18 protein-coding genes are annotated in these 24,450 nt (G+C 60.9%); 10 read left to right on the top strand and 8 right to left on the bottom strand.

Annotated features, from left to right (window positions below; genetic code table 11):
- Positions 1 to 140 precede the first annotated feature (140 nt).
- The 5 genes from KHO07_RS15885 to KHO07_RS15865 all read left to right on the top strand — a co-directional run bounded on the left by KHO07_RS15885 (position 141) and on the right by KHO07_RS15865 (position 6,512).
- Positions 141 to 1,649, top strand: coding sequence for an ABC transporter substrate-binding protein (locus KHO07_RS15885; protein ID WP_224791238.1), 1,509 nt, complete (start codon positions 141 to 143; stop codon positions 1,647 to 1,649).
- A gap of 14 nt (positions 1,650 to 1,663) precedes the next feature.
- Positions 1,664 to 2,605, top strand: a complete 942-nt coding sequence (locus KHO07_RS15880) for an ABC transporter permease (protein ID WP_212624836.1) — start codon at positions 1,664 to 1,666, stop codon at positions 2,603 to 2,605.
- Positions 2,602 to 3,477, top strand: a complete 876-nt coding sequence (locus KHO07_RS15875; RefSeq protein ID WP_150732622.1) for an ABC transporter permease — start codon at positions 2,602 to 2,604, stop codon at positions 3,475 to 3,477. The genes KHO07_RS15880 and KHO07_RS15875 overlap by 4 nt, the downstream gene beginning before the upstream one ends.
- A gap of 2 nt (positions 3,478 to 3,479) precedes the next feature.
- Positions 3,480 to 5,111 carry an ABC transporter ATP-binding protein gene (locus tag KHO07_RS15870; protein WP_150732623.1) on the top strand — a complete coding sequence of 544 codons (1,632 nt, stop codon included), beginning with the start codon at positions 3,480 to 3,482 and terminating at the stop codon, positions 5,109 to 5,111.
- 114 nt (positions 5,112 to 5,225) lie between these two features.
- Positions 5,226 to 6,512 carry an OprD family porin gene (locus tag KHO07_RS15865; RefSeq protein ID WP_150732624.1) on the top strand — a complete coding sequence of 429 codons (1,287 nt, stop codon included), beginning with the start codon at positions 5,226 to 5,228 and terminating at the stop codon, positions 6,510 to 6,512.
- 212 nt (positions 6,513 to 6,724) lie between these two features.
- Here the strand turns inward: KHO07_RS15865 and KHO07_RS15860 are convergent, their stop codons facing one another.
- Positions 6,725 to 7,603: a GntR family transcriptional regulator gene (locus KHO07_RS15860; protein WP_150702485.1), complete on the bottom strand. Its 879-nt coding sequence runs from the start codon at positions 7,601 to 7,603 to the stop codon at positions 6,725 to 6,727.
- A gap of 190 nt (positions 7,604 to 7,793) precedes the next feature.
- Between KHO07_RS15860 and KHO07_RS15855 the strand changes: the two genes are divergently transcribed.
- Genes KHO07_RS15855 through KHO07_RS15845 form a run of 3 tightly spaced genes read left to right on the top strand, consistent with a single transcriptional unit; the run spans position 7,794 to position 12,067 of the window.
- Entirely contained in the window at positions 7,794 to 9,293 is a 1,500-nt protein-coding gene (locus KHO07_RS15855; protein WP_212624835.1) for a serine hydrolase, read from the top strand.
- A gap of 29 nt (positions 9,294 to 9,322) precedes the next feature.
- Complete coding sequence (locus tag KHO07_RS15850; protein WP_212624834.1) at positions 9,323 to 10,630, top strand: aminotransferase class III-fold pyridoxal phosphate-dependent enzyme; 1,308 nt, start codon at positions 9,323 to 9,325, stop codon at positions 10,628 to 10,630.
- 9 nt (positions 10,631 to 10,639) lie between these two features.
- Complete coding sequence (locus tag KHO07_RS15845) at positions 10,640 to 12,067, top strand: aldehyde dehydrogenase family protein (RefSeq protein ID WP_212624833.1); 1,428 nt, start codon at positions 10,640 to 10,642, stop codon at positions 12,065 to 12,067.
- A gap of 141 nt (positions 12,068 to 12,208) precedes the next feature.
- On the opposite strand, the gene ilvD is transcribed toward KHO07_RS15845, so the two are convergent.
- On the bottom strand, positions 12,209 to 13,891 hold the full coding sequence (gene ilvD / locus KHO07_RS15840) for a dihydroxy-acid dehydratase (RefSeq protein WP_212624832.1): 1,683 nt from the start codon (positions 13,889 to 13,891) through the stop codon (positions 12,209 to 12,211).
- Between the two features lie 365 nt (positions 13,892 to 14,256).
- On the opposite strand from ilvD, the gene mqo reads away from it, so the two are divergent.
- Complete coding sequence (mqo, locus tag KHO07_RS15835) at positions 14,257 to 15,903, top strand: malate dehydrogenase (quinone) (RefSeq protein ID WP_212624831.1); 1,647 nt, start codon at positions 14,257 to 14,259, stop codon at positions 15,901 to 15,903.
- 665 nt (positions 15,904 to 16,568) lie between these two features.
- Here mqo and KHO07_RS15830 read toward each other — a convergent pair.
- Positions 16,569 to 17,021, bottom strand: coding sequence for a hypothetical protein (locus tag KHO07_RS15830; protein WP_212624830.1), 453 nt, complete (start codon positions 17,019 to 17,021; stop codon positions 16,569 to 16,571).
- A gap of 217 nt (positions 17,022 to 17,238) precedes the next feature.
- Here KHO07_RS15830 and KHO07_RS15825 point away from each other — a divergent pair, with 217 nt between their 5' ends.
- Positions 17,239 to 18,654, top strand: a complete 1,416-nt coding sequence (locus KHO07_RS15825) for a DUF2252 domain-containing protein (protein ID WP_212624829.1) — start codon at positions 17,239 to 17,241, stop codon at positions 18,652 to 18,654.
- Between the two features lie 10 nt (positions 18,655 to 18,664).
- Here the strand turns inward: KHO07_RS15825 and KHO07_RS15820 are convergent, their stop codons facing one another.
- The 5 genes from KHO07_RS15820 to KHO07_RS15800 all read right to left on the bottom strand — a co-directional run bounded on the left by KHO07_RS15820 (position 18,665) and on the right by KHO07_RS15800 (position 24,176).
- The gene (locus KHO07_RS15820) at positions 18,665 to 19,159 is read right to left on the bottom strand and encodes a PaaI family thioesterase (RefSeq protein WP_212624828.1); all 495 of its coding nucleotides are present in this window, start codon (positions 19,157 to 19,159) and stop codon (positions 18,665 to 18,667) included.
- Positions 19,160 to 19,252: 93 nt separating this feature from the next.
- Positions 19,253 to 20,431: a PLP-dependent aspartate aminotransferase family protein gene (locus tag KHO07_RS15815; protein WP_212624827.1), complete on the bottom strand. Its 1,179-nt coding sequence runs from the start codon at positions 20,429 to 20,431 to the stop codon at positions 19,253 to 19,255.
- Entirely contained in the window at positions 20,428 to 21,804 is a 1,377-nt protein-coding gene (locus KHO07_RS15810) for a cystathionine beta-synthase (RefSeq protein WP_212624826.1), read from the bottom strand. The genes KHO07_RS15815 and KHO07_RS15810 overlap by 4 nt, the downstream gene beginning before the upstream one ends.
- Positions 21,805 to 22,076: 272 nt before the next feature.
- A complete protein-coding gene (locus KHO07_RS15805) occupies positions 22,077 to 22,343 on the bottom strand; it encodes a hypothetical protein (protein ID WP_212624825.1) in 267 nt (88 codons plus the stop codon).
- Positions 22,344 to 22,463: 120 nt separating this feature from the next.
- Complete coding sequence (locus KHO07_RS15800) at positions 22,464 to 24,176, bottom strand: amidase (RefSeq protein WP_212627644.1); 1,713 nt, start codon at positions 24,174 to 24,176, stop codon at positions 22,464 to 22,466.
- Between the last annotated feature and the right edge of the window lie 274 nt (positions 24,177 to 24,450).

Here is a 24,450-nt window from a genome sequence, read left to right as displayed (position 1 = left end):
GACATAAACACAGGCTTGAAGTCGGCTCTGCCCCTGGCCGGACTTTTCAGCGAAGGAGAACCTCTCCCGTGAATCGCTTATTGAACAGATCTCTTTGCGTCACCCTGCAAGCGCTCGGCGTTGTCGCGCTCGGTGCCGCCATTGCACAGGCCCAGGCCGATACCACATTGCGCGTTGGCCTGAATGCCGACATCCGCAGCACCGAGCCTGGTGTCAACCGCGACGAAAACACCGACACCGTCATCCTGCACATTGTTGAAGGCCTGGTGGCCCATCGTGAGGACGCCACGGTCGGTCCGCTGCTGGCCAAGGAAGTTCAGGTTTCCGACGATGGTCTGACCTACACTTTCAAACTGCGCGAAGGGGTGCGCTTTCACAACGGCGCGACGCTGACCGCCGCCGACGTCCAATGGACGTGGTCGCACTACCTCAACCCGCAAACGCAGTGGCGTTGCCTGGCGGAGTTCGATGGTCGCGGTGGGGCGAAGATTATTGGCATCACCACACCTGATCCGCTGACCGTGGTGTTCCAGCTCGATCAGCCTAGCGGTTTGTTCCTGGCGTCCATGGCCCGCCCCGATTGCGGCGGGGGCGGTATCTTGCACCCGGATTCGGTGGCGGCGGACGGACGCTGGAAGGCGCCGATTGGCACCGGTCCGTTCACCCTTGCCGACTGGAAGCCAGGCCAATTTGTACAGTTGGCTCGCTTCAAGGATTACAGCGCCCGTGACGATGCCGGGTTGGATGGCTTTACCGGCAAGAAGCAGGCACTGGTCGATAACGTGCGCTTCATGATCATCCCCGATGCGGCTTCGGCCAAGGCAGCCTTGCTGTCGAACAACATCGACCTGCTACCGGACGTCACCGCCAGCGATGCCCAGGAACTCAAGGCGTTGCCGGGGATTCAAGTGTCGGTCAGCCCAATCATGGCGATCTGCGGCTTGTTGTTCCAGACCAACGACCCGCTGCTCAAGGACGTGCGCATCCGCCAGGCCATCGCCCATTCGCTGGATTACGGGCAAATGGTCACGGCCCTGTCAAATGGCTTGTCCGAACCGAACAACTCGGCGATCCCGCAAACCAGCGCGTTCTACGATGCCACGGCGAAACAGGGCTACAGGTACGACCCGCAGGAGGCGCAACGCCTGCTGAAAGAGGCGGGTTATCACGGCCAGCCGATCAAGATGATCGTCAACAAACGTTACCAGCAGATGTTCGACATGGGCGTGTTGAGCCAGGCCATGGCCCAGGCCACCGGGCTGAACATCGAGATGGAAACCCTGGAGTGGGGCACGCAACTGGAGCGTTACCAGAGCGGCAACTACCAGATGATGTCGTTCTCCTATTCATCACGGCTGGACCCTGCGCTGGGCTTCGATTCGCTGATGGGCGATAAAACCAAGGAACCGCGTAAAGTCTGGGATAACCCCCAAGCCCAGGCATTGCTGCGTGAGGCGGTGCGCGAGCGTGACACGGGTAAACGACAAGCGTTGTTCGACCAATTGCACCGGATGATGATCCAGGACACGCCCATGGTGATCATCTACAACGGCACCATTATCGGTGGGCTGCGTGACAGCGTGCGTGGCTACCACTCCTGGCCGGTGGCCAAGCCGCGACTGTGGGGCGTCAGCCTCGCTGCCAAGTAACGCGGAGTCTGATCATGTTGCGTTTTATCCTGCAAAAACTAGGGATGGCGATACCGACCCTGTTGCTGATTTCGGTGATGGTGTTCGCGATGATTCGCCTGATTCCCGGTGACCCGGCGCTGCTGATGCTCGGCGACATGGCCGACCCGCAGAGCCTGGCCGACATGCGGCGCAATCTGGGGCTGGATCACTCGTTGGTGGCGCAGTTCCTGATTTGGTTCAAGGCTGTTCTGAGCGGTGACTTGGGCTTTTCCATCAGCACCAAACAGGCGGTGTTGCCACTGATCCTGGAGCGTTTCAGCGTCAGTGCAATCATCGTCCTGGTGGCGGTGTTCCTCGCCACGCTGATTGCAGTGCCGGTCGGTCTGGTCGCCGCCTGGAAGCAGAACAGCGCCTTGGATCTGGGGCTGGTGACGACCGCCACTTTGCTGCTGTCGATTCCCAGCTTCTGGCTCGGCCTGCTGTTGCTTCACGCCTTTGGCATCAAGCTCGGCTGGTTGCCGGTGGTGGGTTACGTCAGCTTCGCCCAGGCGCCGTGGCAGGCCATGAGTTTTCTGGTGTTGCCGGTGATCACCCTGACCCTGGTGGAACTGGGGGCGATCACGCGAATGGCCCGTGCCAGCACCATTGAGGTGTTGCGCCTGGAATACATCGCCCATGCCCGCGCCAAAGGTTTATCGGAGCGCTCGGTGTTGTGGCGGCATGCCTTGCCCAACGCGTTTGCGCCGACCTGGACCCTGGTTGGGCTGATCCTCGGCAACCTGCTGGGCGGCATCGCGGTACTGGAAACCGTGTTCACTTTGCCGGGCATCGGCCGGCTGATGGTGGACGCGATTTTCGCCCGCGATTATCCGGTACTGCAGGGCTGCTTGCTGCTGATCACCTTCATCTATGTGCTGGTCAACCTTTGTGTGGATCTGCTCTACCCACTGTTCGATCCAAGGGTGAAGTTATGAGTTCGAATATCCCTGTGGCGCCTTTCGTCGGTGCTGCGAGCCCACCCGCCAAGCGTCCTCGTGCCTGGCCAGCGGCCAATGCGCTGATCGGCGGCGGGCTGTTGCTGATCCTGATTTTTCTGGCGTTGCTGGGGCTGGTCTGGACACCGTTCGACCCGCTGCGAATCGATCTGCTGTCGCGCTTGCAAGGCCCTTCAGCCCTGCATTGGCTGGGCACCGACGAATTCGGTCGCGATGTGTTCAGCCGGCTGTTGATCGGTGCCCGCACCAGCCTGTGGATCAGTTTGTTGACGGTCAGTGTCGCGGTGGTCGCCGGTACGCTGATCGGCATGCTCGCCGGTTACCTGCGTGGCTGGACCGATCGTGTGCTGATGATGTTCAACGATGCGTTGCTGGCGTTTCCGGGCATCCTGATGGCGTTGGGCATCATGGCGATCATTGGCGCCAGCAAGTACGGCATCGTCCTGGCGCTGGGCATTGCCTACACGCCATCGGTGGTGCGGGTGGTGCGTGGCACGGTGCTGTCGCTACGCGAACTGGAATACATCGAGGCGTCGCGGGTGATCGGCAACTCGGAGCTGTACACCATGCTGCGGCATATCGCGCCCAACTGCCTGGCACCGCTGTGTGTGCTGGCGACCAGCATGTTTGGTTGGGCATTGCTGTCGGAAAGTGCCTTGAGCTTTCTCGGCCTGGGCGTACCGCCTCCTGCAGCAACCTGGGGCAACATGCTTGCCAGCAGCCGTCCGTACATTGCATCGGCGCCCTGGCTGGGGATTTTCCCGGGGCTGTTCATCTGCCTGGCGCTGTTGGCTATCAATCTGTTTGGCGATGCGCTGCGTGATCGTCTCGACCCGCGGATGAGGAAATGAGCATGTCATCCACCAATGTTTTGTTGAACGTGGAAAACTTGAAGATCCGCGTGGGTGAGCATGGGCCGCTGGCCGTCGATGACCTGAGCTTCAGTGTCGCACCGGGCGAAATCGTGGCGCTGGTCGGCGAATCCGGCAGCGGCAAGACCATGGCCGCGCGAGCGGCGATCGGTTTGCTGCCGCTACCGATGCGGGTCTGCGGCGGGCGCCTGGATTTCCAGGGCCGCGATCTGGTGACCCTCGACACCGCCGGGCTGCGGGCGATTCGTGGCGCGAGCATCGGCATGGTGTTTCAGGAACCGATGGTTTCGCTCAATCCGGCGTTGAAAATCGGCCAGCAAATGAGCGAAGCGCTCCAGCTGCACACCGATCTGAATGCCGGGCAGATCCGCGAACGCTGCCTGACCATGTTGCGGCGCATCGGCATCAAGGATGCCGAGGGTTGCCTGGAAGCCTACCCGCACCAGTTCTCTGGCGGCATGCGTCAACGGATCATGCTGGCCTCGGTGATGTTGCTGCGCCCGGCCCTGTTGATTGCCGACGAGCCGACCACTGCACTCGATTGCCTGGCTCAACTGGATGTGATCGAGCTGATGCTGGAGCTGACCCGCGAGCAGGGCACGGCGATTCTGTTCATCAGCCATGACCTGTCTCTGGTGGCGCGCTATGCCCACAAAGTGGTGGTGATGCGCCACGGCCAATCGGTGGAGCAGGGCACGATCAACGACATTCTGCTGGCCCCCAAGGCCGAGTACACCCGCCAGTTGCTGGAGGCGTTGCCACGGCGTGGTGAACTGGCAGCGCTGCCGGCGAGCAATGGCCCGTTGGTGGAGGTCGACCAGGTCTGCATCGAGCACCCAGGCCCGCCATCGTTCTGGGGCAAGCGCCAGTACAAACGGGTGGTGCATTCGGCCAGCCTGGCCATTGCACCGGGAGAAACCCTGGCGTTGGTGGGTGGCAGTGGTTCGGGCAAGACCACCCTTGGCCGTTCGCTGGTAGGTTTGATCAAACCCTGTGCCGGGGCGATTCGTTTCAAGGGCGTGGACATTCTCAAGGCTGCCAACCGCACCCATCGTCTGCAATGCCAGATGATTTTCCAGGACCCGTATTCGTCGCTCAATCCGCGGATGAAAATCGGCGAGATTCTAGCCGAACCGTTGCGTCATGAGCCCGGTATGAATGCCGCCCAGCGCAGCGAACGGGTCTCGCAGACGTTGCGAGATGTGGGCCTTGGCGAGCAGTTTGTCGAGCGCTTTCCTCATCAATTGTCCGGTGGCCAGCGCCAGCGAGTCGCCATTGGCCGAGCGTTGGTGCGACACCCGCAACTGGTGATCGCCGACGAGCCGATATCCGCTTTGGACATGACCATCCAGAAGCAGATTCTGGAGTTGTTCGAGCGCTTGCAAGCGCAATACGGCTTTGCCTGCCTGTTCATTTCCCATGACCTGGCAGCTGTGGAACGCATCGCCCACCGGGTAGCGGTCATGCACCAGGGCGAGGTGGTGGAAGTCGGCGCTCGTGAGCAGGTCTTCGACCATCCGCAGCATCCCTACACGCGCCAGTTGCTGGCGGCGGCCAGCCCACTGGAAAAACTCGCCGATGGTGGTTATCGAATACGACCGGCCAGCGTTTGATTTAACACCCTGATTGCACCCCGCGCGCCAGTCCCGAAACCGGCGCGAAGGGGGAAGTCATGTCCGAAAAACAATAAGACCAACTCACTCACGACGACTGCCAGGAGCCAAGCAATGAGCAACAACAGCAATCTGAACCTGATCATGACCGGTGTCAGCCTGATGGGCGGGGGCCTGCTGAGCGTGCCGGCCCAGGCCGATTTCATCAAGGACAGCAAGGCCGATCTGGAGCTGAAGAACTACTACTTCAACCGCGATTACCGTGAGGATGCCGGGCAATCCAAGCGCGAAGAATGGGCGCAGGGTTTCATCCTCAACCTGAAGTCGGGTTTCACCGAAGGCACGGTCGGTTTTGGCGTGGATGCGGTGGGCATGCTCGGCTTGAAACTCGACTCCAGCCCCGACCGCTCCGGCTCTGGCTTGCTGTCGCGGGACAACGAGGCCGAGCCAGGTAAACCGAGCTACGCGAAACGCGCGCACGACGAATATTCCAAGCTGGGCGTGACCGGGAAAATGCGTATCGCCAAAAGCGAGTTGCGCACGGGTTATCTGCTGCCCGACCTACCCACCCTGCAACCGAACACCAGCCGACTGTTCCCGCAGAGCTTCCGTGGCACTCAAGTGACATCGGCGGACATCAAGGACCTGACCTTGATCGGCGGCCAGATCGACCGGACCAAGCAGCGCGAGTCGACCGACTACGAAGAGATGGGCCTGACCAGTCAGAGCGGCGCTTACAAAAGCTCGGCCAAAAGTGACGAGTTCAACTTTGTCGGCGGCGATTACAAACTCAATCCGAACCTGACCCTGACCTACCACTTTGCACAGCTGGAAGACATCTATCAGCAGCACTACGTCGGCCTGAAAAACAGCTTTGCCCTCGGTGGCGGCACGCTGAAAACCGACATCCGCTACTTCGATGCGGACAAGGCAGGCGCGGGCCTGGCGGGCAAGGTCGATAACCGCGCGTTGAGTACGCGGATTGCCTACAGCTACAAGGGCCACAGCCTGGGCGGCGGTTATCAGGAACAGTATGGCGATACGCCTTTTACCTATGTGGACGGGACTAACACTTACCTGTTTTCCGAGTACCAACTGAGCAACTTCTCCCAGACCAACGAGCGAGTCTGGCACGCGCGCTACGACTTTGACTTTGCCGTCCTGGGGGTTCCGGGGCTGACGCTTTCCACGCGCTGGGCCAAGGGCGATCAGGCTGAAGTCCTGGGTTTTGCTGGCGAGGGGCGTGAGTGGGAGCGGGATATCGACCTGGGCTATGTGTTTCAGTCCGGCGCGCTCAAGGGTGTTTCGTTGCGCTGGCGTAATGGCTTTAGCAAGGCCAACTACCTGCGGGACATGAGCGAAAACCGTGTGATTGTCGGTTATACCGTGGCGCTTTGGTGATGAGCAGGGTGTGTACGCTAAACAACTGTGGGAGCCAGCCTGTTGGCGACGGCGGTGTGTCAGCCAATCTGATTTCACGGATGTCTTTCGTCAAATGCAGGAGCTGCCGAAGGCTGCGATCTTTTGATCTTGCTTTCAAGATCGCAGCCTCGTTGCACTCGACGGCTCCTACAGGGGCATGTCCAGCCTTGGCTGGCCATGATCAAGAGGTATCAGGCCTTATTGCGCGCAACACCCATCTTGCTGGCCACTTCCAAATGCCGGTGGAGCAAGGTCGAAGCCCATTCGTTATCGCCTTGCTCCAGCGCATCAAGAATTGCCAGATGCTCACGGCAGGACACTTTCACCCGCTCGACATTGCTCGCCGAATGAAACTCGGTCAGCCGACGCAAGCGGTTCTGCTGCTGGATCGCTTGAAGGATGTAGGTATTGCCGGACGCTGCGGCGAGCAGTTCATGGAACTCGGCGTTGCATTCAAAAAAGCGCTGGCCGTCGACCTGACCTTCGAGCAATTCGAGTTGCCGTTCCCGGCAGCGCCGGAACTGTTCGGCATTGATTTTGAACGTGGGCTCCAGCAGCCCGGCGGGCTCGACCAGCATGCGAAAACGGTAGCTCTCGAAGCGCGTCTGCGGGCTGCTCAGGGTGGGCAGGAACATCCAGCCATGCCCGTGTTTGCGCTGCATGACGCCTTCATCGGAAAGCCGCAGCAGGCAGCGGCGCAGCACGCTTTTACCCGCACCGTACCGCCGCAACAGATCGCTTTCGGAGATCTGGTCGGGCAAGACCTGGTTCAGCCGGTCGTCGATCAGCCGGGTGTAAAGCTCGTCCTCTTCGTTATGCAGCTCATCGAACTGTTCCGCCAGGCCCGCAGAGGTTTGCAGCGGTACGCGAAAGCCTTGCTGGGGCAACGGTTCGATCAGTTGCTGTTCGGCCAGGTACGAGAGGGCGCTGCGGATCGGCGAGCGCGACACGCCTAGTCGTTGGCTCAGTTCCACCTCCTTGAGGTGGGTACCGGGTTGCAGGTCGCCGGACTGAATGGCGGAAAGGATCTGGCCGGCGACTTTGGTCTGCAGCGAGGTGAGTTGGGCCATGGCGCGTTGTCGTTCCTGTGACAGGGGAGGCAAGGATACCCGAAAAGGCCGGAAAGCTTTGGAACGGCCTGAAGCTGAATTATAGGGGCTGCAAATACATTTATGCAGCGGCCAATAAAACCAAGTATGTATTATTTGAAATATAAAAACATTGCCAAGCAGAGAAATGGCAATTTTGAGGACGTGAGCCATGACCTATGTACCCCTGCCCAGAGCCTTGCCCCATGAACGAGGCGTCGACCCTCAAGGCATCGTCGACTTCCTCTCGGCGGTGGACAGCGCCGGACTTGAACTGCACAGCGTCATGCTTTATCGCCAGGGCGCGGTGGTGGCAGAAGCATTCTGGCGGCCGTACTCGGCGCGGCGCCGGCACGTGCAGCACTCGGCGACGAAGAGTTGGACCGCCACGGCCGTGGGGCTGCTGGTCGATGACGGACGCCTGAATCTCGATGACAAAGTGGTCAGTTTTTTCCCCGAATTGTGCCCGGTCGAGATCAGCGAAAACCTTGCCGCCATGACCGTGGAAGACTTGCTGACCATGCGCACCGGCCACCCGCGGGGCATTTCCGGCGGCGACTGGCGCAACCTTAAAACCAGCTGGGTCGAAGCTTTTTTACACGAGCCGGTGACGGTGCCGCCGGGTAAAGACTTCATCTACAGCAGCGCTTCGAGCTTCATGCTGTCGGCGATTGTCACCCGGGTCAGCGGGCAAACCTTGCACGCCTTGCTGCAAGAGCGGGTGCTGGATTACCTCGGCATGGACGGCCTGGAATGGGACCTGGCACCCGGTGGTTTCAACTCCGGCGGTAATGGCTTGAGTTGCACTACGGAAGACTCCCTGAAGTTCGGCGTGTTGCACCTGAACCGGGGTCAGTGGCAGGGGCGACAGTTGCTGAGCCCGCAGTGGATTGCCGATGCCACGCGCAATCAGGTGGACGATGTGTGGATGGGGGAGTTCGACGGCAAGCAGTACCTGCCGCGCAGCAAAGACAGCCACACCGAATCGCGTCAGGAAGGCTACGGCTATCAATGGTGGATGACCGAACACGGCGGTTACTATGCGTCCGGTGTCTTCGGTCAGTACTGCATGGTGCTGCCGGACCAGGACACGGTGATCGCCTTCACCTGCGGTCTGCGCCTGGGCGAGAAGCGCCTGAAAGCAGCGATCTGGGAGCACCTGTTCCCGGCACTGGGACGTGAGGCCTCGGATCCGCACACCAGCCAAACGCAACTCGACGGCCTGATCGACGCCCTGCGCCTGCCGACCCTGCAAGGCCTGAGCGAGTCGCCGCACGCCGTTGCCCTGCAAGGCCGTTTCGCCGTGGCGCCAAACGAGGACGGCGTGCGGGAACTGGGCTTCGACTTTCACGATGACTACTGCGATTTCACCCTGGTCGACCACCGTGGGCGACACAGTTTGCGTGTTGGCCTGCATCAGCCCATTGAGTCGCAGACCAGCCTCACCGGCAATTATCTGCATCACCAATACCAACCGGAGCAGACCCCGGTCATCGCCCAGGGTCGCTGGACCGCGCCAGGCGAGTTGCGGATGGACTGGCGCTTTGTCGAAACCGCTTTCGGCGACCACGTCTGCTGTCGTCTGGTGGACGGCCACTTGCTGTTCGACCGTGGCGTCAACACCAACGCCGGATCGATGCAGCGCCCGACCCTGACCGGCACCCGGACCTGATCCCTGATTAACTGGATGGAGCACAGTAGATGAACCCGATTTCAACTTCCGCGCTGTGGGCGCCCTTTACCCCGATGCGTCAGTTCAATCGTCAGCCGACGCTGTTCGAGAGCGCCGAGGGCATGCATTACACCACCACCGAGGGTCACCGGGTGCTGGATGCCATGGCCGGACTCTGGTGCGTCAACGCCGGCCACGGTCAGGCACGGATTGTCGAGGCGATTCGTGAAGCAGCAGGGCGCCTGGACTTCGTGTCGTCGTTCAAGATGAGCCATCCGGCGGCGCTGAGCATGGCCGACCAATTGGCAGCGATTGCCCCGGCGGGGCTGAACAAGGTGTTCTTCACCAACTCGGGTTCCGAGGCGGTCGACACCGCGCTGAAGATTGCCCGCGCCTACCATCAGGCCCGTGGCGACAGTCGCCGGACCAAGCTGATCGGCCGTGCCAAGGGCTATCACGGTATGGGCTTCGGTGGGTTGTCGGTGTCAGGTATCGGTCGGCAGAAACGCGACTTCGGGCCGTTGCTCGGCGACGTTGCACACCTGCCGCTGCCCTATGACGCCAGCCTGCGTTTCAGCCATGGCCAGCCGCAACAGGGCGCCCATTACGCCGATGCGTTGTTGCAATTGCTGGAGGTGCACGACCCGGCGACAGTGGCGGCGGTCATCGTTGAGCCGGTGACCGGCTCCGGTGGCGTCTATGCGCCGCCCGTGGGTTACTTGCAGAGGCTGCGCGAGATTTGCGACCACCATGGCGTGTTGCTGATTTTCGATGAAGTGATTACCGGTTTCGGACGCCTTGGCCACTCGTTCGCCGCGCAGGCATTCGGGGTGACGCCGGACCTGATGACCCTCGCCAAGGGCTTGACCAATGGCGCCGTGCCCATGGGCGCCGTACTGATCAGCGGTTCGGTGTATGAAGCATTCATGGCGGGCCCCGAACAAGCCATCGAGCTGATGCACGGCTACACCTATTCGGCGCATCCACTGGCGTGCGCGGCCGGGTTGGCGACCCTCGCGGTGCATGAGGAATTGGGCATCAACGTTCACGTGCGCCAGGTTGCCCCTGTCTGGCAGAACGCAGCGCTGGCGTTACGCGAGCACGCTTCGGTGCAGGACATCCGTGCCATCGGTCTGCTGTGCGCCATCGAGCTCAAGTTCCGTGAACAGGCTCCCGGTGCTCGCGCTGCCGACGTCGCGCAGCGCTGTTTCGACGCCGGGCTGCTGGTGCGAGCCTCGGGCGAGAACATCGTGCTGTCGCCACCGCTGATCATCAGCGAAGAACAGATCGCTCTGATTTTCGACACCTTGCAACGTGTGCTCGATCAAGTTGCCTGAGGAGGCCCGATGAATTACCTCGACTTCTACATCGATGGCGAGTGGGTCAAGCCCGTGGCGGGCGATTCCCTGGAGGTGATCGACCCGAACACCGAGCGCGCCATCGGCGCGATCACACTGGGCACTCGCGCGGACCTTGACCTGGCCGTGGCGGCGGCCGGTCGAGCCTTCTCGTCGTACGCGCAGTGGACGCGCGAGGAGCGTCTGGACCTGCTGGGCGCGATCATCGAAGGTTATCGTCAACACAGCGAAGCGCTGGTCGAACTGGTTCACCGGGAGATGGGCGCGCCACTGTCACTGGCACGCAGTGCCCATGTGCCGGCGGGTCTTGGACACCTGCAACGGGCCTTCGAGGTGCTGCGCAGTTATGAGTTCGACCGTCAGCACGGCACAACGTTGATCAGCCGCGAGCCAATTGGCGTTTGTGGGTTGATCACACCCTGGAACTGGCCGCTTAATCAACTGACATGCAAGCTTGCCCCAGCGTTGGCTGCCGGTTGCACCATGGTGCTCAAGCCCAGCGAAAAGGCACCGCTATCTGCCATGTTGCTGGCCGAGATTCTTCACCAGGCCGGCGTCCCCAAAGGCGTGTTCAACCTGGTCAACGGCGATGGCCCGACCATCGGCGATGGCATCGCCCGGCATCCTGACATCGATATGGTTTCGTTCACCGGTTCTACCGGTGCGGGCATCGCCGTGGCCAAGTCCGCTGCCGATACGGTCAAGCGTGTATCCCAGGAGTTGGGAGGCAAATCCGCCAACCTGATCCTCGCCGATGCCGATATCGAGACAGCGGTTCGCCACGGCGTGAGCGGCTGTTTTCGCAACAGCGGTCAGTCCTGCAATGCGCCAACGCGCCTGCTGGTTCCGCGGGTGATGCAAGGGCAGGCCATCGAGATCGCCCGGACCGTCGCCGCGCAGATCTGTTTCGATGACAGCCAGCCCGCCAGCGCCATGGGGCCACTGGCGAATGTCGCGCAATTCGACCGGGTCCAGGCATTGATCGGCGCCGCCATCGATCAAGGCGCGCGCATGGTGTGCGGTGGCGCAGGACGTCCCGACGGAGTGAAACAAGGGTATTACGTTCGGCCGACGGTGTTCGCCGACGTCCATCCGGACATGCCGATCGCCCGGGAGGAAGTGTTCGGGCCGGTGCTGGTGATTATCCCGTATGACACGGAAGACCACGCCGTGGCGATCGCCAATGACAGTCTCTACGGCCTCTCGGGCTATGTCACGGCGGGCACGCTTGAGCGCGCTCGGGCGGTAGCGCGACGGTTGCGCACCGGCATGGTCCACATCAACGGCAGCAAGGTGGACAACGGCGCCCCGTTCGGCGGCTACAAACAGTCGGGCAACGGCCGGGAATGGGGCGTTTATGGATTGGAGGATTATCTGGAAGTGAAGTCGATGTTCGGGTATCAGCCGAATGTTTAGGTGACTGTGCAGCCCTCATCGCGAGCAGGCTCGCTCCCACAGTTGATCTTCAGCGAACACAAAATCTTTGGTCGCCGGAGATTCCTTGTGGGAGCGAGCCTGCTCGCGATAGCGTCAGAGCGGACAACATAGAACTACCGGTCAAAGATACTTATCGGTAACTGCCCCCTCCGAAGCACTCGAAACCGTCTTCGCATACTTGGCCAACACCCCGCGCTTGTACTTCGATTCCGGCCTCACCCAACGCGACTTGCGTTCGGCCAGTTCGGCATCGGACACGTCTACCGTGATCTGCCGGGTTTCGGCGTCGATGGTGATCTTGTCGCCATTCTCGACCAACGCAATCGGTCCGCCCTCAAAGGCCTCGGGCGTAATGTGCCCGACCACGAAACCGTGGGATCCACCGGAAAAACGCCCATCGGTGATCAGCGCCACATCCTTGCCCAATCCCTTGCCCATCACCGCCGACGTCGGTGAAAGCATCTCGCGCATGCCCGGCCCGCCCCTGGGGCCTTCATAGCGGATCACGATCACTTCGCCGGGCTGCACTTCACCGTTGAGAATGCCGGCCAGCGCGCCTTCCTCACCGTGGTAGACCCGCGCCGTGCCTTCAAAGCGCAAGCCTTCCTTGCCGGTGATCTTGGCGACCGCGCCGGTGGGCGAGAGGTTGCCGTGCAGCACCACCAGGTGCGAGTCCTTTTTGATCGGTCGGTCGAAGGGCAGGATCACGTCCTGGCCGTCGGGGTAGTCGGGTACGCTTTCCAGGTTTTCGGCGAGGGTCTTGCCGGTGACGGTCATCACGTCGCCGTGCAACATACCGGCCGCCAGCATGCGTTTCATCAAGGGCTGTATGCCGCCGATGGCCACCAGCTCGCTCATCATGTATTTGCCGCTGGGGCGCAGGTCGGCCACCACCGGGGAAATCTTGCCCAGCTCGATAAAGTCATCAAGGGTCAACTCGACATCCACCGCATTGGCCATGGCCAGCAAATGCAGCACGGCATTGGTTGAGCCGGCGAGGGCGATCACCACGCGGATGGCGTTCTCGAAAGCCTTTCGGGTCATGATGTCCCGGGGTTTCAAATCGAGCTTGAGCAGTTCCATGACCTGTTGGCCAGCGCGATAACTGTCTGAGGCTTTGTCGCCGCCGACGGCGTCCTGGGAACTGGAACCCGGCAGGCTCATGCCCAGCGCTTCGATGGCCGAGGCCATGGTGTTGGCGGTGTACATACCGCCGCAAGAACCCGGGCCGGGGATGGCCACTTCTTCGATCTGCTTGACCTGAATTTCACTGATGTCGCCGCGGGCATGCTGGCCGACGGCCTCAAACACGGAAATGATGTCGGTGTGGCCGGCGCCCGGGCGGATGGTGCCGCCATAGACGAAGATCGACGGCCGATTGAGCCGCGCCATGCCGATCAGGCAGCCCGGCATGTTCTTGTCGCATCCGCCCACGGTCACCAATCCGTCGAAGCCCTCGCAACCGACCACGACCTCGATGGAATCGGCAATGACCTCGCGGGACACCAGCGAATACTTCATGCCTTCCGTGCCGTTGGCGATGCCGTCGGAGATGGTGATGGTGTTGAAAATCACGCCTTTGGCACCCGCTGCGTTCGCGCCTTTTTCCACTTCCAGCGCGAGCTTGTCGATGTGCATGTTGCAAGGCGTCACCATCGCCCAGGTCGAGGCAATGCCGATCTGCGGCTTCTTGAAGTCGTCATCGGTGAAACCCACGGCGCGCAGCATGGCTCGCGCGGGCGCGGCTTCGACGCCGTCGATTACTTGGGAGGAGTATTTGCGCAGATAGTCTGTATCGCTCATGACAATGCACCCATTGAGGCAAACAGGAACAGTATAGAGCTCCCGCCGCGTCTATCCGGACTAACGAGTCGGGAACAGACGCGCGGGTTAGCCATGTCGTGATATTCTTGGCGCAACTTGGTTTGACCTATTCAGTTTTCCTGTCCACGAGACAGGCGAACAGAATCACTGTCGCTCAAGTAGCTGAAGCCAAAAAAGATAAGAAGTCAGTTCAGTAGGGACATATAACTGGGGTCGATGCAGTCATGTCGGCCTTGTGTGCCCACCCTGTAATCCTGCTGTGCCGCACCCATGATCTGCCGTGAAACATGGGCCGTGTGCGCGAGGATGGAAGGGCGGATGGCGTTTTATCATAGGTGCTACAGATGTTTAAAAAAGTAAACACAGCCCTGCTGGGGTTGGCTTTGTCGTTGGGGATGACGACGGCTCAGGCCGAAGAAGCCAAGAAAGTCGATGTGCTGCTGATTGGCGGCGGCATCATGAGCGCGACCCTGGGTGTGTGGCTCAATGAGCTGGAACCCGGCACCTCGATGGAAATGATCGAGCGTCTCGACGGCGTCGCCCTGGAAAGCTCCAACGGCTGGAACAACGCCGGTACCGGTCACTCCGCCCTGGCCGAGTTGAACTACACCCCGGAAGACGACAAAGGCAACGTCTCGATCCCGAAAGCCGTTGAAATCAACGAAGCTTTCCAGATCTCCCGTCAGTTCTGGGCCTGGCAGGTTCAGCAAGGCGTGCTGAAGAACCCGCGCTCGTTCATCAACTCCACACCGCACATGAGCTTCGTGTGGGGCGATGACAACATCAAGTTCCTGAAAAAGCGCTACGAAGCCCTGCAGGCGAGCCCGCTGTTCGCCGGCATGCAGTATTCCGAAGACCCGGCTGTGATCAAGAAGTGGGTCCCGCTGATGATGGAAGGGCGTGACCCGAACCAGAAAATCGCAGCCACCTGGTCCCCGATCGGTACCGACGTGAACTTCGGCGAGATCACCCGCCAGTTCGTCGCGCACCTGCAAACCACGCCGAAATTCGACTTGAAGCTGTCCAGCGAAGTGCAGGACATCACCAGGAACGAAGACGGCACCTGGCGCGTCAGCTACAAAAACCTGAAAGACGGCAGCAAATCCGAAACCGACGCCAAGTTCGTGTTCATCGGCGCTGGTGGCGGTGCCCTGCACTTGCTGCAGAAGTCCGGCATTCCTGAAGCCAAGGAATACGCAGGCTTCCCGGTAGGCGGCTCGTTCCTCGTGACCGAAAACCCGACCATCGCCGAGCAACACCTGGCCAAGGCCTACGGTAAAGCTTCGGTGGGTGCACCGCCGATGTCGGTTCCGCACCTGGACACCCGCGTGCTGGACGGCAAGCGCGTGATCCTGTTTGGCCCATTCGCGACCTTCAGTACCAAGTTCCTGAAAGAAGGTTCGTACCTGGACCTGCTGACCACCACGACCACGCACAACGTGTGGCCGATGACCAAGGTTGGCATCAAGGAATACCCGCTGGTCGAGTACCTCGCGGGTCAACTGATGCTGTCTGACGAAGACCGCCTCAACGCCCTGAAAGAATACTTCCCGAACGCCAAGGCTGAAGACTGGCGTCTGTGGCAAGCGGGCCAGCGCGTGCAGATCATCAAGCGTGATGAAGCTGCCGGTGGCGTGCTGAAGCTGGGCACTGAAATCGTCGCTTCGCAAGACGGCTCCATCGCCGGCCTGCTGGGCGCGTCCCCAGGTGCTTCGACCGCTGCGCCGATCATGCTGACCGTGCTGCAGAAAGTCTTCAAGGACAAGGTCGCCACCCCGGCCTGGCAGGAAAAACTGCACCAGATCGTGCCGAGCTATGGCACCCAGCTGAACGGCAATCCTGAAAAGGTTGCGCAGGAATGGGCCTACACCGCCAAGGTGCTGGAACTGACCCCGCCACCGGCGATTGGTCAGGCAACTGCACCGGTGACTGCGCCAGCTGAAGCGCCGAAAGCACCGAAGGAAAATGCTGCGACTGATATGGCTTTGTAAAAGGATGCCGCGCCGGTGACGGTGCGGCGTTTAGATACTTGCCTTATAGTAAAAAACCCGCTGGACTAGTAATGGTTCGCGGGTTTTTTTTATGGTTTTTTTAAAGTGGAAACACCGCGCAGTTTGAGCGGCTTCTCTACACGACGTGTCTACGGTAAACATTGAGTGCAATCAGGGCAAAAAAGAAAAACGAGTTCGAGACCCATGACCAAATCAGGATTAGCTTCAACTTTTTTTGGGAAGTTATGGACTTCAGTGACATCGACCGAACCTTTTTTGCGATCAGCTTCGGCATTAGAAGGATATAGCTAATTACCCCATTTCTAGGCATTAAGACCTTTCCGAATAACAGAATCAGATGCGTCTGATTCTGTGTTGGCCGTCGGATGTAGGACCCTTCCTCACGAGCAGCCCCGCTCCTACAGTGATACGCATCTGATCCGTATTTTTTTAGGTTTTCTGCCCCTGTAATGCACTCAGTTTGCCCCCCACAATAGTGACCAGTTCTGCGGTTTGGCCGCGGTGCACCGCAACCTCAATATGCAGGAGGCCCTATGGGCAAAATGGCGATTTTCCTCGGTGGTTTTTTGCTGGTGACGATTCTGATTGGCGTGCTCGCGACGATCTCGCCGGTTTGAGATGGCGAGCGCACGCCATCATCGGTCTTATTTCGCTGTGGCCGACGGCTTGATATCCCCGCAAAAAATATCGACGCTGCCATCGGTCGCTGCCGTTCGCACGACAATGTGGTGCTCGCTGGACAGCAGTTCGGGCAATGCCACCGGTGCACTTCGTGAAAAGGACCAGCCGCGTACGGGTTGCCGCTCGGTGTTGACCTTGTCGTTCATGGCGTAGGCGACGGGGCCGGGTTGCTGGCAACTGCCTTTGTTGATGAAGCTGTAGAGGCGCAAGGGCAGAACGGCTCCGGTTGGCGCACCACTGATGTAGAAGCTCAATCCGGTTTGCTTGCCCCAGTCGGACAACGTAACGCTGCCGATCTGACCGGCATTCTGCCGTGTGGCATCAAGGTTGACGAAGACCCCATGGTTTGAGGATGAGGTGCAGCCGAAGAGGCTGGTGGTCACCATGACGGCCGCCAGTGAATGTCTGAGTTTCATTGCCAGACTCCTGCGTTATTCAACTGCTATGGGAGATTAGCGGGTATAGCTCATTAATCACTCGCCGGCTGGCAGATGAGCACGTAGCGATAACATCCGCGTGATGAGTCGACAGGCGTTACAGATATTTTTTCAGTCGGCGCCTCGCCCAGCAAACACGGGTGCTACGCTTCACTCCATCTTCGGCTCGATCCATTTCGTTGAGCAAAGGAGTCACATGCCTGCGCGCAAAAGCAAGCCTGCCAAGGTTACAGCCGGTAACCCGTTCGTTTCGATGGACGAGCCGGTCTTTCGCTCGCGCAAGGAACGCCTGAGCGCCGGTGAACGATTGAGCCAGAGCCTGCCGCACGCGCTGCACGCCCAATGGAAACCTCCGCGCAAGCACCGCGACCCGATTGAGTTGCTGGAAAAATCCAACCGCTATCGGCTGGCCAATCTGGTGCCGGTACGTTACGGGCGCATGATGCGCAGCCCGTTTACGTTTTTGCGCGGCTCTGCAGGGTTGATGGCCCATGACCTGGCGACCACGCCGATCACAGGCATCAACGTGCAGGCCTGTGGTGATTGCCACCTGTTGAACTTCGGCCTGTTCGCGACACCCGAGCGCAACCTGATTTTTGACATCAACGATTTTGACGAAACGCTCCCAGGCCCCTGGGAGTGGGACGTGAAGCGCCTGGCGATCAGTTTTGTCGTGGCGGCAGGGGATAACCGGCTCGGCAAAAAGGCCTCGATAGCGGCTGCAATGGAGTGCGTGCGTGCCTACCGTGAGCGCCTGCGCAAGCTGTCGAAACTGAGCCCGCTGGAAGTCTGGTATGACCGTCTCGATGCCCAGGCGATCATCGACATGGCGCCCACGGCCGAGATCAAGAAGTTTCGCGAGCAGGTGGTGGCGAAGGCCAAGGAACGGGTCGGCGATTATCTGTACCCCAAGATCAGCAGCGAAGTGGCGGGGCGCCGACGGTTGATCGATCAGCCGCCGATTCTGTTTCATGTCGATGAAAAAAACTTCCTGGAACGGGCACGGGCGGCACTGCAGGATTATCGACTGTCGCTGCCCCACGAACGTCGCGTGCTGTTTGATCGTTATCGCCTTGAAGACATTGCGGTCAAAGCGGTGGGGATTGGAAGCGTCGGTACGTATTGTTTTGTCGGATTGTTTTTCTCCGCCGAAAACCATCCGCTGCTCCTGCAATTCAAGGAAGCCTGCCCCTCGGTGCTGGCACCGTATGCAGGCAAGAGCGATTACGACAATCAAGGCGAGCGGGTGGTCACCGGGCAGCGGTTGATGCAGTCCTCAAGTGACATTTTCCTGGGATGGACACGGGGCCAGAACGGTCGGGACTTTTTTGTCCGGCAGTTGCGCGACATGAAAATGTCGGCGCCCATCGAAGGCATCACCGCGTCGCGCCTGAAGCGGTACGCGCAATGGTGCGGCCAGACACTGGCCCGCGCCCACGCGAAATCCGGGGACGCCGCGCTCATCAGCGGCTATCTGGGCAAATCCGACAGCTTCGACCAGGCCATTGGCAAGTTTGCCATGGCCTATGCCGACCAGAATGCCAAGGACTATGCCGCGCTGCTCGCCGCGGAAAGGTCGGGGCGGATCACAGCGCTCATAGAAGAAGAGTGAGGCGCGGCGGCTATCGGCCGTGCGCTGCATCTGCGAGTTGCCCGGTATCGACCCGGACGAAAACCGAGTCGCCCACCGCCGTCAGCACGTCGCCGGCGAATACCTCGCAGATCACGCGGGTTTTGCGTCCGACGTCGCCTTCGACTGTTGCCCGCAGCGTCAGCGCAACACCCATGGGCGTCGGCTTGATGAATTTGATGCCCAGGTTGCCGGTGACGCAGTTGATGCGCGGCAGGCTCGCGACTGCACGGTTTTCCTGGCGGTAGTGATAGGCCATCGCCGTCCAGTTGGAATGGCAGTCCACCAGCATCGCGATAAGCCCGCCGTAGACAAGGTCCGGCCAGCCGCAATATTTGGCCTCGGGCTCATATTCGGCGACGACATGCTCGCCGTCTTCATGCCAGTAACTCTTGATGTGCAACCCGTGAGGGTTGCTGCCACCGCAGCCGTAACAAACGCCGTCGGGTGCAGCGGTGTCTTGCAGGGAAGTGTCTGGGTTGGACATGTCTTGAGTATCCGAAAAAAATTTCATCGCAGTTTACTGCGGCGCAGCAGTCGCCATCTATGTTGCAGATGGCGGCATCTCGCTCGGTTCGCGCTAAATACGTGCCAAAGCCTGTGCAAGGTCAGCGCGCAGGTCTTCGATGTCTTCTACCCCCACCGACAGCCGCACCAGCGCATCGCCGATGCCCAGTTGCGCGCGGGTTTCCACGGGAATGGTGGCGTGGGTCATGATCGCCGGGTGTTCGATCAGGCTTTCGACGCCGCCCAGGCTTTCGGCGAGGGCGAAGATCTGTACATTTTCGAGGAAGCGTCTTGACCCGGCCAGGTCCGTGTTGAGGTCGACCGAAATCATCCCGCCGAAACCGCGCATTTGCCGGCGCGCCAGTTCGTGCTGTGGGTGTGAAGCCAGGCCCGGGTAGTAGACGCGCGCCACTTGCGGTTGCCGCTCCAGCCATTGCGCCAGCTCCAGCGCATTGCTGCAGTGACGCTCCATGCGCAGCGCCAGGGTCTTGACCCCGCGCAAGGTGAGGAAGGCGTCGAACGGCCCGGCGATGGCGCCCACGGCGTTTTGCAGGAAGCCCAGGCGTTCAGCCAGTTCGGCGTCCTGCCCGACCACGGCGATGCCGCCGATCACATCCGAGTGACCGTTCAAGTACTTGGTGGTCGAGTGCAGCACGATGTCGAAACCCGACTCCAGCGGGCGTTGAATCCACGGGCTGGCAAAGGTGTTGTCGGCCACACAGATAATGCCGCGGGCGCGGCAGATTCGAGCGATAGCGGCGAGATCCGAGAGGCGCAGCAGTGGATTGCTCGGCGTCTCGACCATGACCATGCGGGTGTCGTCCTGCAATGCCGCTTCGAACGCGGACAGGTCGGTCAGGTCGACAAAGCTGAATCGATGCCCGGCGCTGCGTTGGCGCACCTTGTCGAACAGGCGGAACGTCCCGCCGTACAAGTCATTGCCCGAAACAACGTGCGAGCCCGCATCGAGCAGCTCCAGCACCGTGGAAATGGTCGCCAGGCCGGAGGCGAAGGCAAACGCCCTGGTGCCACCTTCGAGATCCGCCACGCAACGCTCCAGTGCCCAGCGAGTCGGGTTGTGCGAGCGCCCGTAATCGAGGCCTTTGTGTACGCCTGGGCTCTGCTGCAAGTAAGTGGAGTTGGCATAGATCGGCGGCATCAACGCCCCGGTGGACGGGTCCGGCTCTTGACCGGCGTGAATCACGCGGGTGGCAAAGCCGTGGGCGGTGCCGGTTTTATCGTGCGGACTCATGCAAGGGATCTCCGTAGATGATTGAGCAAGTCGAACCGGGTGATCAGGCCGTGGAAGCCTGAGGCGTCGGCGATGATCGCTACCAGCCCGCGGTCGAGTTCTGCCTGCAATTCGGCGAGGCTGGCGGCAGGCGCCAGGATTTGCAATTTGTCGGTCATGGCTCCGGCGACGGTCAGGCGGAAGTGCGAAGCGTCCTGATGCACCCGCAGCAAAATGTCGGACTCGTCGATTACTCCAACCAGTCGCTGGCCATCGATCAGCACCGGCAGTTGCGAGACATCCGCCAGGCGCATCCGCTGGAACGCGGTCAGCAAGGTATCGTCGGGACCGACGCTGATCACCCGGCCGTCCTCGAAGCGCCGTGCAATCAGGTCGCGCAGGTCGCCGTAGCGTTTACTTTGCAGCAAGCCCTGATCACTCATCCATTGGTCGTTGTAGACCTTCGACAGATAGCGGGTGCCGGTGTCGCAGACGAAGCTGACCACGCGTTTCGGCTCGGTTTGCTCGCGGCAATAACGCAATGCTGCCGCCAGCAGGGTGCCGGTCGAAGAACCACCGAGAATGCCTTCGGCGCGCAATAACTGGCGGGCGTGATCGAAGCTTTCCTCATCACTGATGGAGTAGGCGTGGCGCACGCTGGAGAGGTCGGCAATCGACGGAATGAAGTCCTCGCCAATGCCTTCCACCGCCCAGGAACCAGGAGTGCCGAGGGTGCCGCTGCGGCTGTATTCGGCCATCACCGAACCCACCGGGTCGGCCAGCACCATCTCCAACTCCGGCTGCACGCGCTTGAAGAAACGGGTCAGCCCGGTCAGCGTGCCGGCCGAGCCGACACCCACGACGATGGCATCGACATCGTGCTGGGTCTGCGCCCAGATCTCCGGCGCGGTGCTGCATTCGTGGGCCAGCGGGTTGGCCGGGTTGTTGAATTGATCGGCGAAAAAAGCCTCGGGAATGTCCTTTGCCAACCGTCCGGCAACGTCCTGGTAATACTCGGGGTGGCCCTTGCCGACGTCGGAACGGGTGATGTGCACTTCGGCGCCCATGGCCTTGAGGTGCAGGACTTTCTCGGTGGACATCTTGTCTGGCACCACCAGCACCACCCGGTAACCTTTGGCGCGGCCGACCAGCGCCAGGCCCAGGCCGGTATTGCCAGCGGTCGCTTCGACGATGGTGCCACCGGGGCGCAGACGACCGTCGCGCTCGGCGGCGTCGATCATCGCCAGACCGATGCGGTCCTTGATGGAACCGCCGGGGTTCTGTGATTCGAGCTTGAGAAACAGGGTGCACGGGCCGGTATCGAATCGGCTGACACGCACCAGCGGCGTGTTGCCGATCAGTTCGAGTACGGCAGGGCGGGAGTCATTAGGCATGTGGTCACCTCGCAGCGCAAATGCGCACAGGATGAACAAAAAGGACGGTGCGTCATGGCGCCGGACGTCGTTAGAGTTGTGTCTGGACCATAGGCCGGGATCGGCCCGTCCGCAACCGTTGGTGGTCAGTCGGTCGTGTTGCCGGGCTGGCGACGGTAATGTGTTCAGGTCCCCGAGATTGGGGAAATGCCCTGAATACGGTGACCTGTTTGGGGGCTTGAATCGATTGGAGCGGCTTGCTTTAACGCCAGAGACGAGCGCAAAAAAATGATTCAAAGGCTGGCGGTAATCATCACCAGATTTACGTTCTGCATCAGTTCCGTAATCGTCAACAGGCCGGTGGCCTGCATCGCCGCCATGAGCATTACCGGCTGCGGCGTCAGTGACAACGCAGGCAACAGCTGAATATCCGGTGCAACTTTCTCGACCAGGCCAATCGCCGCGAATGTCGCGCCCGTCATCCAGACAGCCACCGCGGCTGCGGATACCGTGGCCAGGATGATCGCTGCGGCGACCAGGGCAGTGATGAACACTGCCATCGTTGCTTGTCCTGCCATGAACACCCCCCACCGATTGGTCATTGCACGAATGTGCCAAAGCAAGGGGCGGGCCAATCCGTGGGGGCTCAGCCCACGGATGTCGCAGGCTAACGAAACCGTTTATTGACCTGCCGACAGTGGCGGGGTGCGAGGCGGGATCTGCCGTTTCGAACCGGTCGCTTCGAACGCCGATGCAAAGCGCAGCAATGCTGAATCGTCATAGGCGCGGCCCGCAAATGTCAGGCCTACGGGCATGCCGATATCCGGCATGATGCCCATCGGCACGGTGACCGTCGGCACACCCAGATGCCGGATGGCCAGGTTGCCGTTGGCCACCCAAACCCCGTTGCTCCAGGCGATGTCCGCAGAGGCCGGATTGATATCGGCATCCGCCGGGCCAACGTCGGCGACTGTCGGGAACAGCACGGCGTCCAGACCGAGGCGGTCCATCCAGTCTTCCAGATCGAGCTTGCGCGTCTGTTCAAGCCCGCGCAGTCCATCGGGCACGGTGCTGATCTGGTCCCACGGCGTGATACCGCGCTCGGCCATCTTCACGTACTCGTCCATGCCGGCGGCCAGGTCGCCCTCGCGGTTGGGCAGGGTGCCCGGGTCGTGGGGGAAAATCTTCGGCCCATCGACATCCACCAGTCGGTTCAATTTCGGATCGCCGTTGGCTTGCAGGAAATCATCGAACGCCCAAGCCGTCAGGTCCCACAGTTCATGGTGCAAGAACGCCTTGGAGACGATCCCGCGATTGAACACCGTCGGCGCACCGGGACGATCACCCTCGCAATTGGACACCAGCGGGAAATCGACTTCGATCACTTCGGCGCCAGCGGCTTCAAGGGCCTTGCGCGCCTGTTGCCACAGCCCGATCACGGACTCGCGGGTGTTGATACGTTGCCCGGTCGGGCCACCGATCCCCGGTGCATCACTGGTGCCCGCTTCGGCGTCGGCATTGATGTACATGCGTGGCACGCCGAGGCGTTTGCCGGCAAGCGCGTCAGCTTTCGCGGCGAGCTCATGATAGGAAGCAGGACGAACCGAGGCGACACTCGGAATCGGCACCCAGGGTTGCATGCGCCACAAGTCACCACGGGTGTCCGGGTCGTCCGCCACGACCACATCAAGCACTTCGAGCAAATCGGCCATGGTCCTGGCAAACGGCACGACCACGTCCATGGTCGGCGTCAGCGGCCAGTTGCCGCGCACCGAGATCACGCCACGTGAAGGCGTGTAGGCGCACAAGCCATTGTTCGAGGCCGGGCCACGACCGCTCGACCAGGTTTCTTCCGCCAGACCGAACGCCGCAAAGCTGGCCGCCGTTGCCGTTCCCGCGCCGTTGGACGAACCGGAGGCGAACGGGGCGGTGAGGTAGGCGGCGTTGTACGGGCTCTCGGCGCGGCCGTAGACCCCGCGTTGCATTCCGCCGTTGGCCATGGGCGGCATATTGGTCTTGCCCAGGCAGATTGCCCCGGCGGCGCGCAGGCGCTCGACCGTGAACGCATCGCGATAGGCGATCAAATCCTTGAAGGCAGGGCTGCCCGAAGCGGCGGTCAGGCCCTTGACCAGGTAACTGTCCTTGGCCGTGTAGGGAATGCCATCGAGCGGTCCCAACGTCTCGCCCCTGGCCCGGCGGGCATCGGATGCCTGCGCTTCCTGGAGTGCATCGTGATTGCGCACCACGACAGCGTTGAGCGCCGTGTCGGTGTCGGCGCCATCGTAGGCATCGATCCGGGCGAGGTAAGCCTGGACCAGTTCGACCGACGTGGTCTGGCCGGATTCGAGCGCAGCACGCAGTTGGGCAATGGAAACTTCGGTGACTTCAATCATGCGGTTACCACCGGTTCTCTCAAAAATGGATTTCATGACGGATCTCGTGGCACAGCCTTGCGCGACGGGATGCGGATTTCAAGTTTGGCCGCGTATTTTGCACTAAGCCGGGGCACGGCGCCGCCATTGCCCCTCCATCCGGACACGGATAATGGCCATTTCGATCCCCTTTTGGCCGATCGCACGCTGTGAACCGCCCAGGCTGTCAGCAAGAATCGAAAGCGCGTCGCCGGTCCACCCGTGCCGACTGCATCCATAACCAGAATCTTTTGCT

The sequence above is a fragment of the Pseudomonas sp. PP3 genome (assembly GCF_905336995.1).
Classification (GTDB): Bacteria; Pseudomonadota; Gammaproteobacteria; order Pseudomonadales; family Pseudomonadaceae; genus Aquipseudomonas; species Aquipseudomonas reinekei.
Note: the sequence above shows the minus strand (reverse complement) of the source record. Positions and strands in the feature narration are given on the sequence as shown.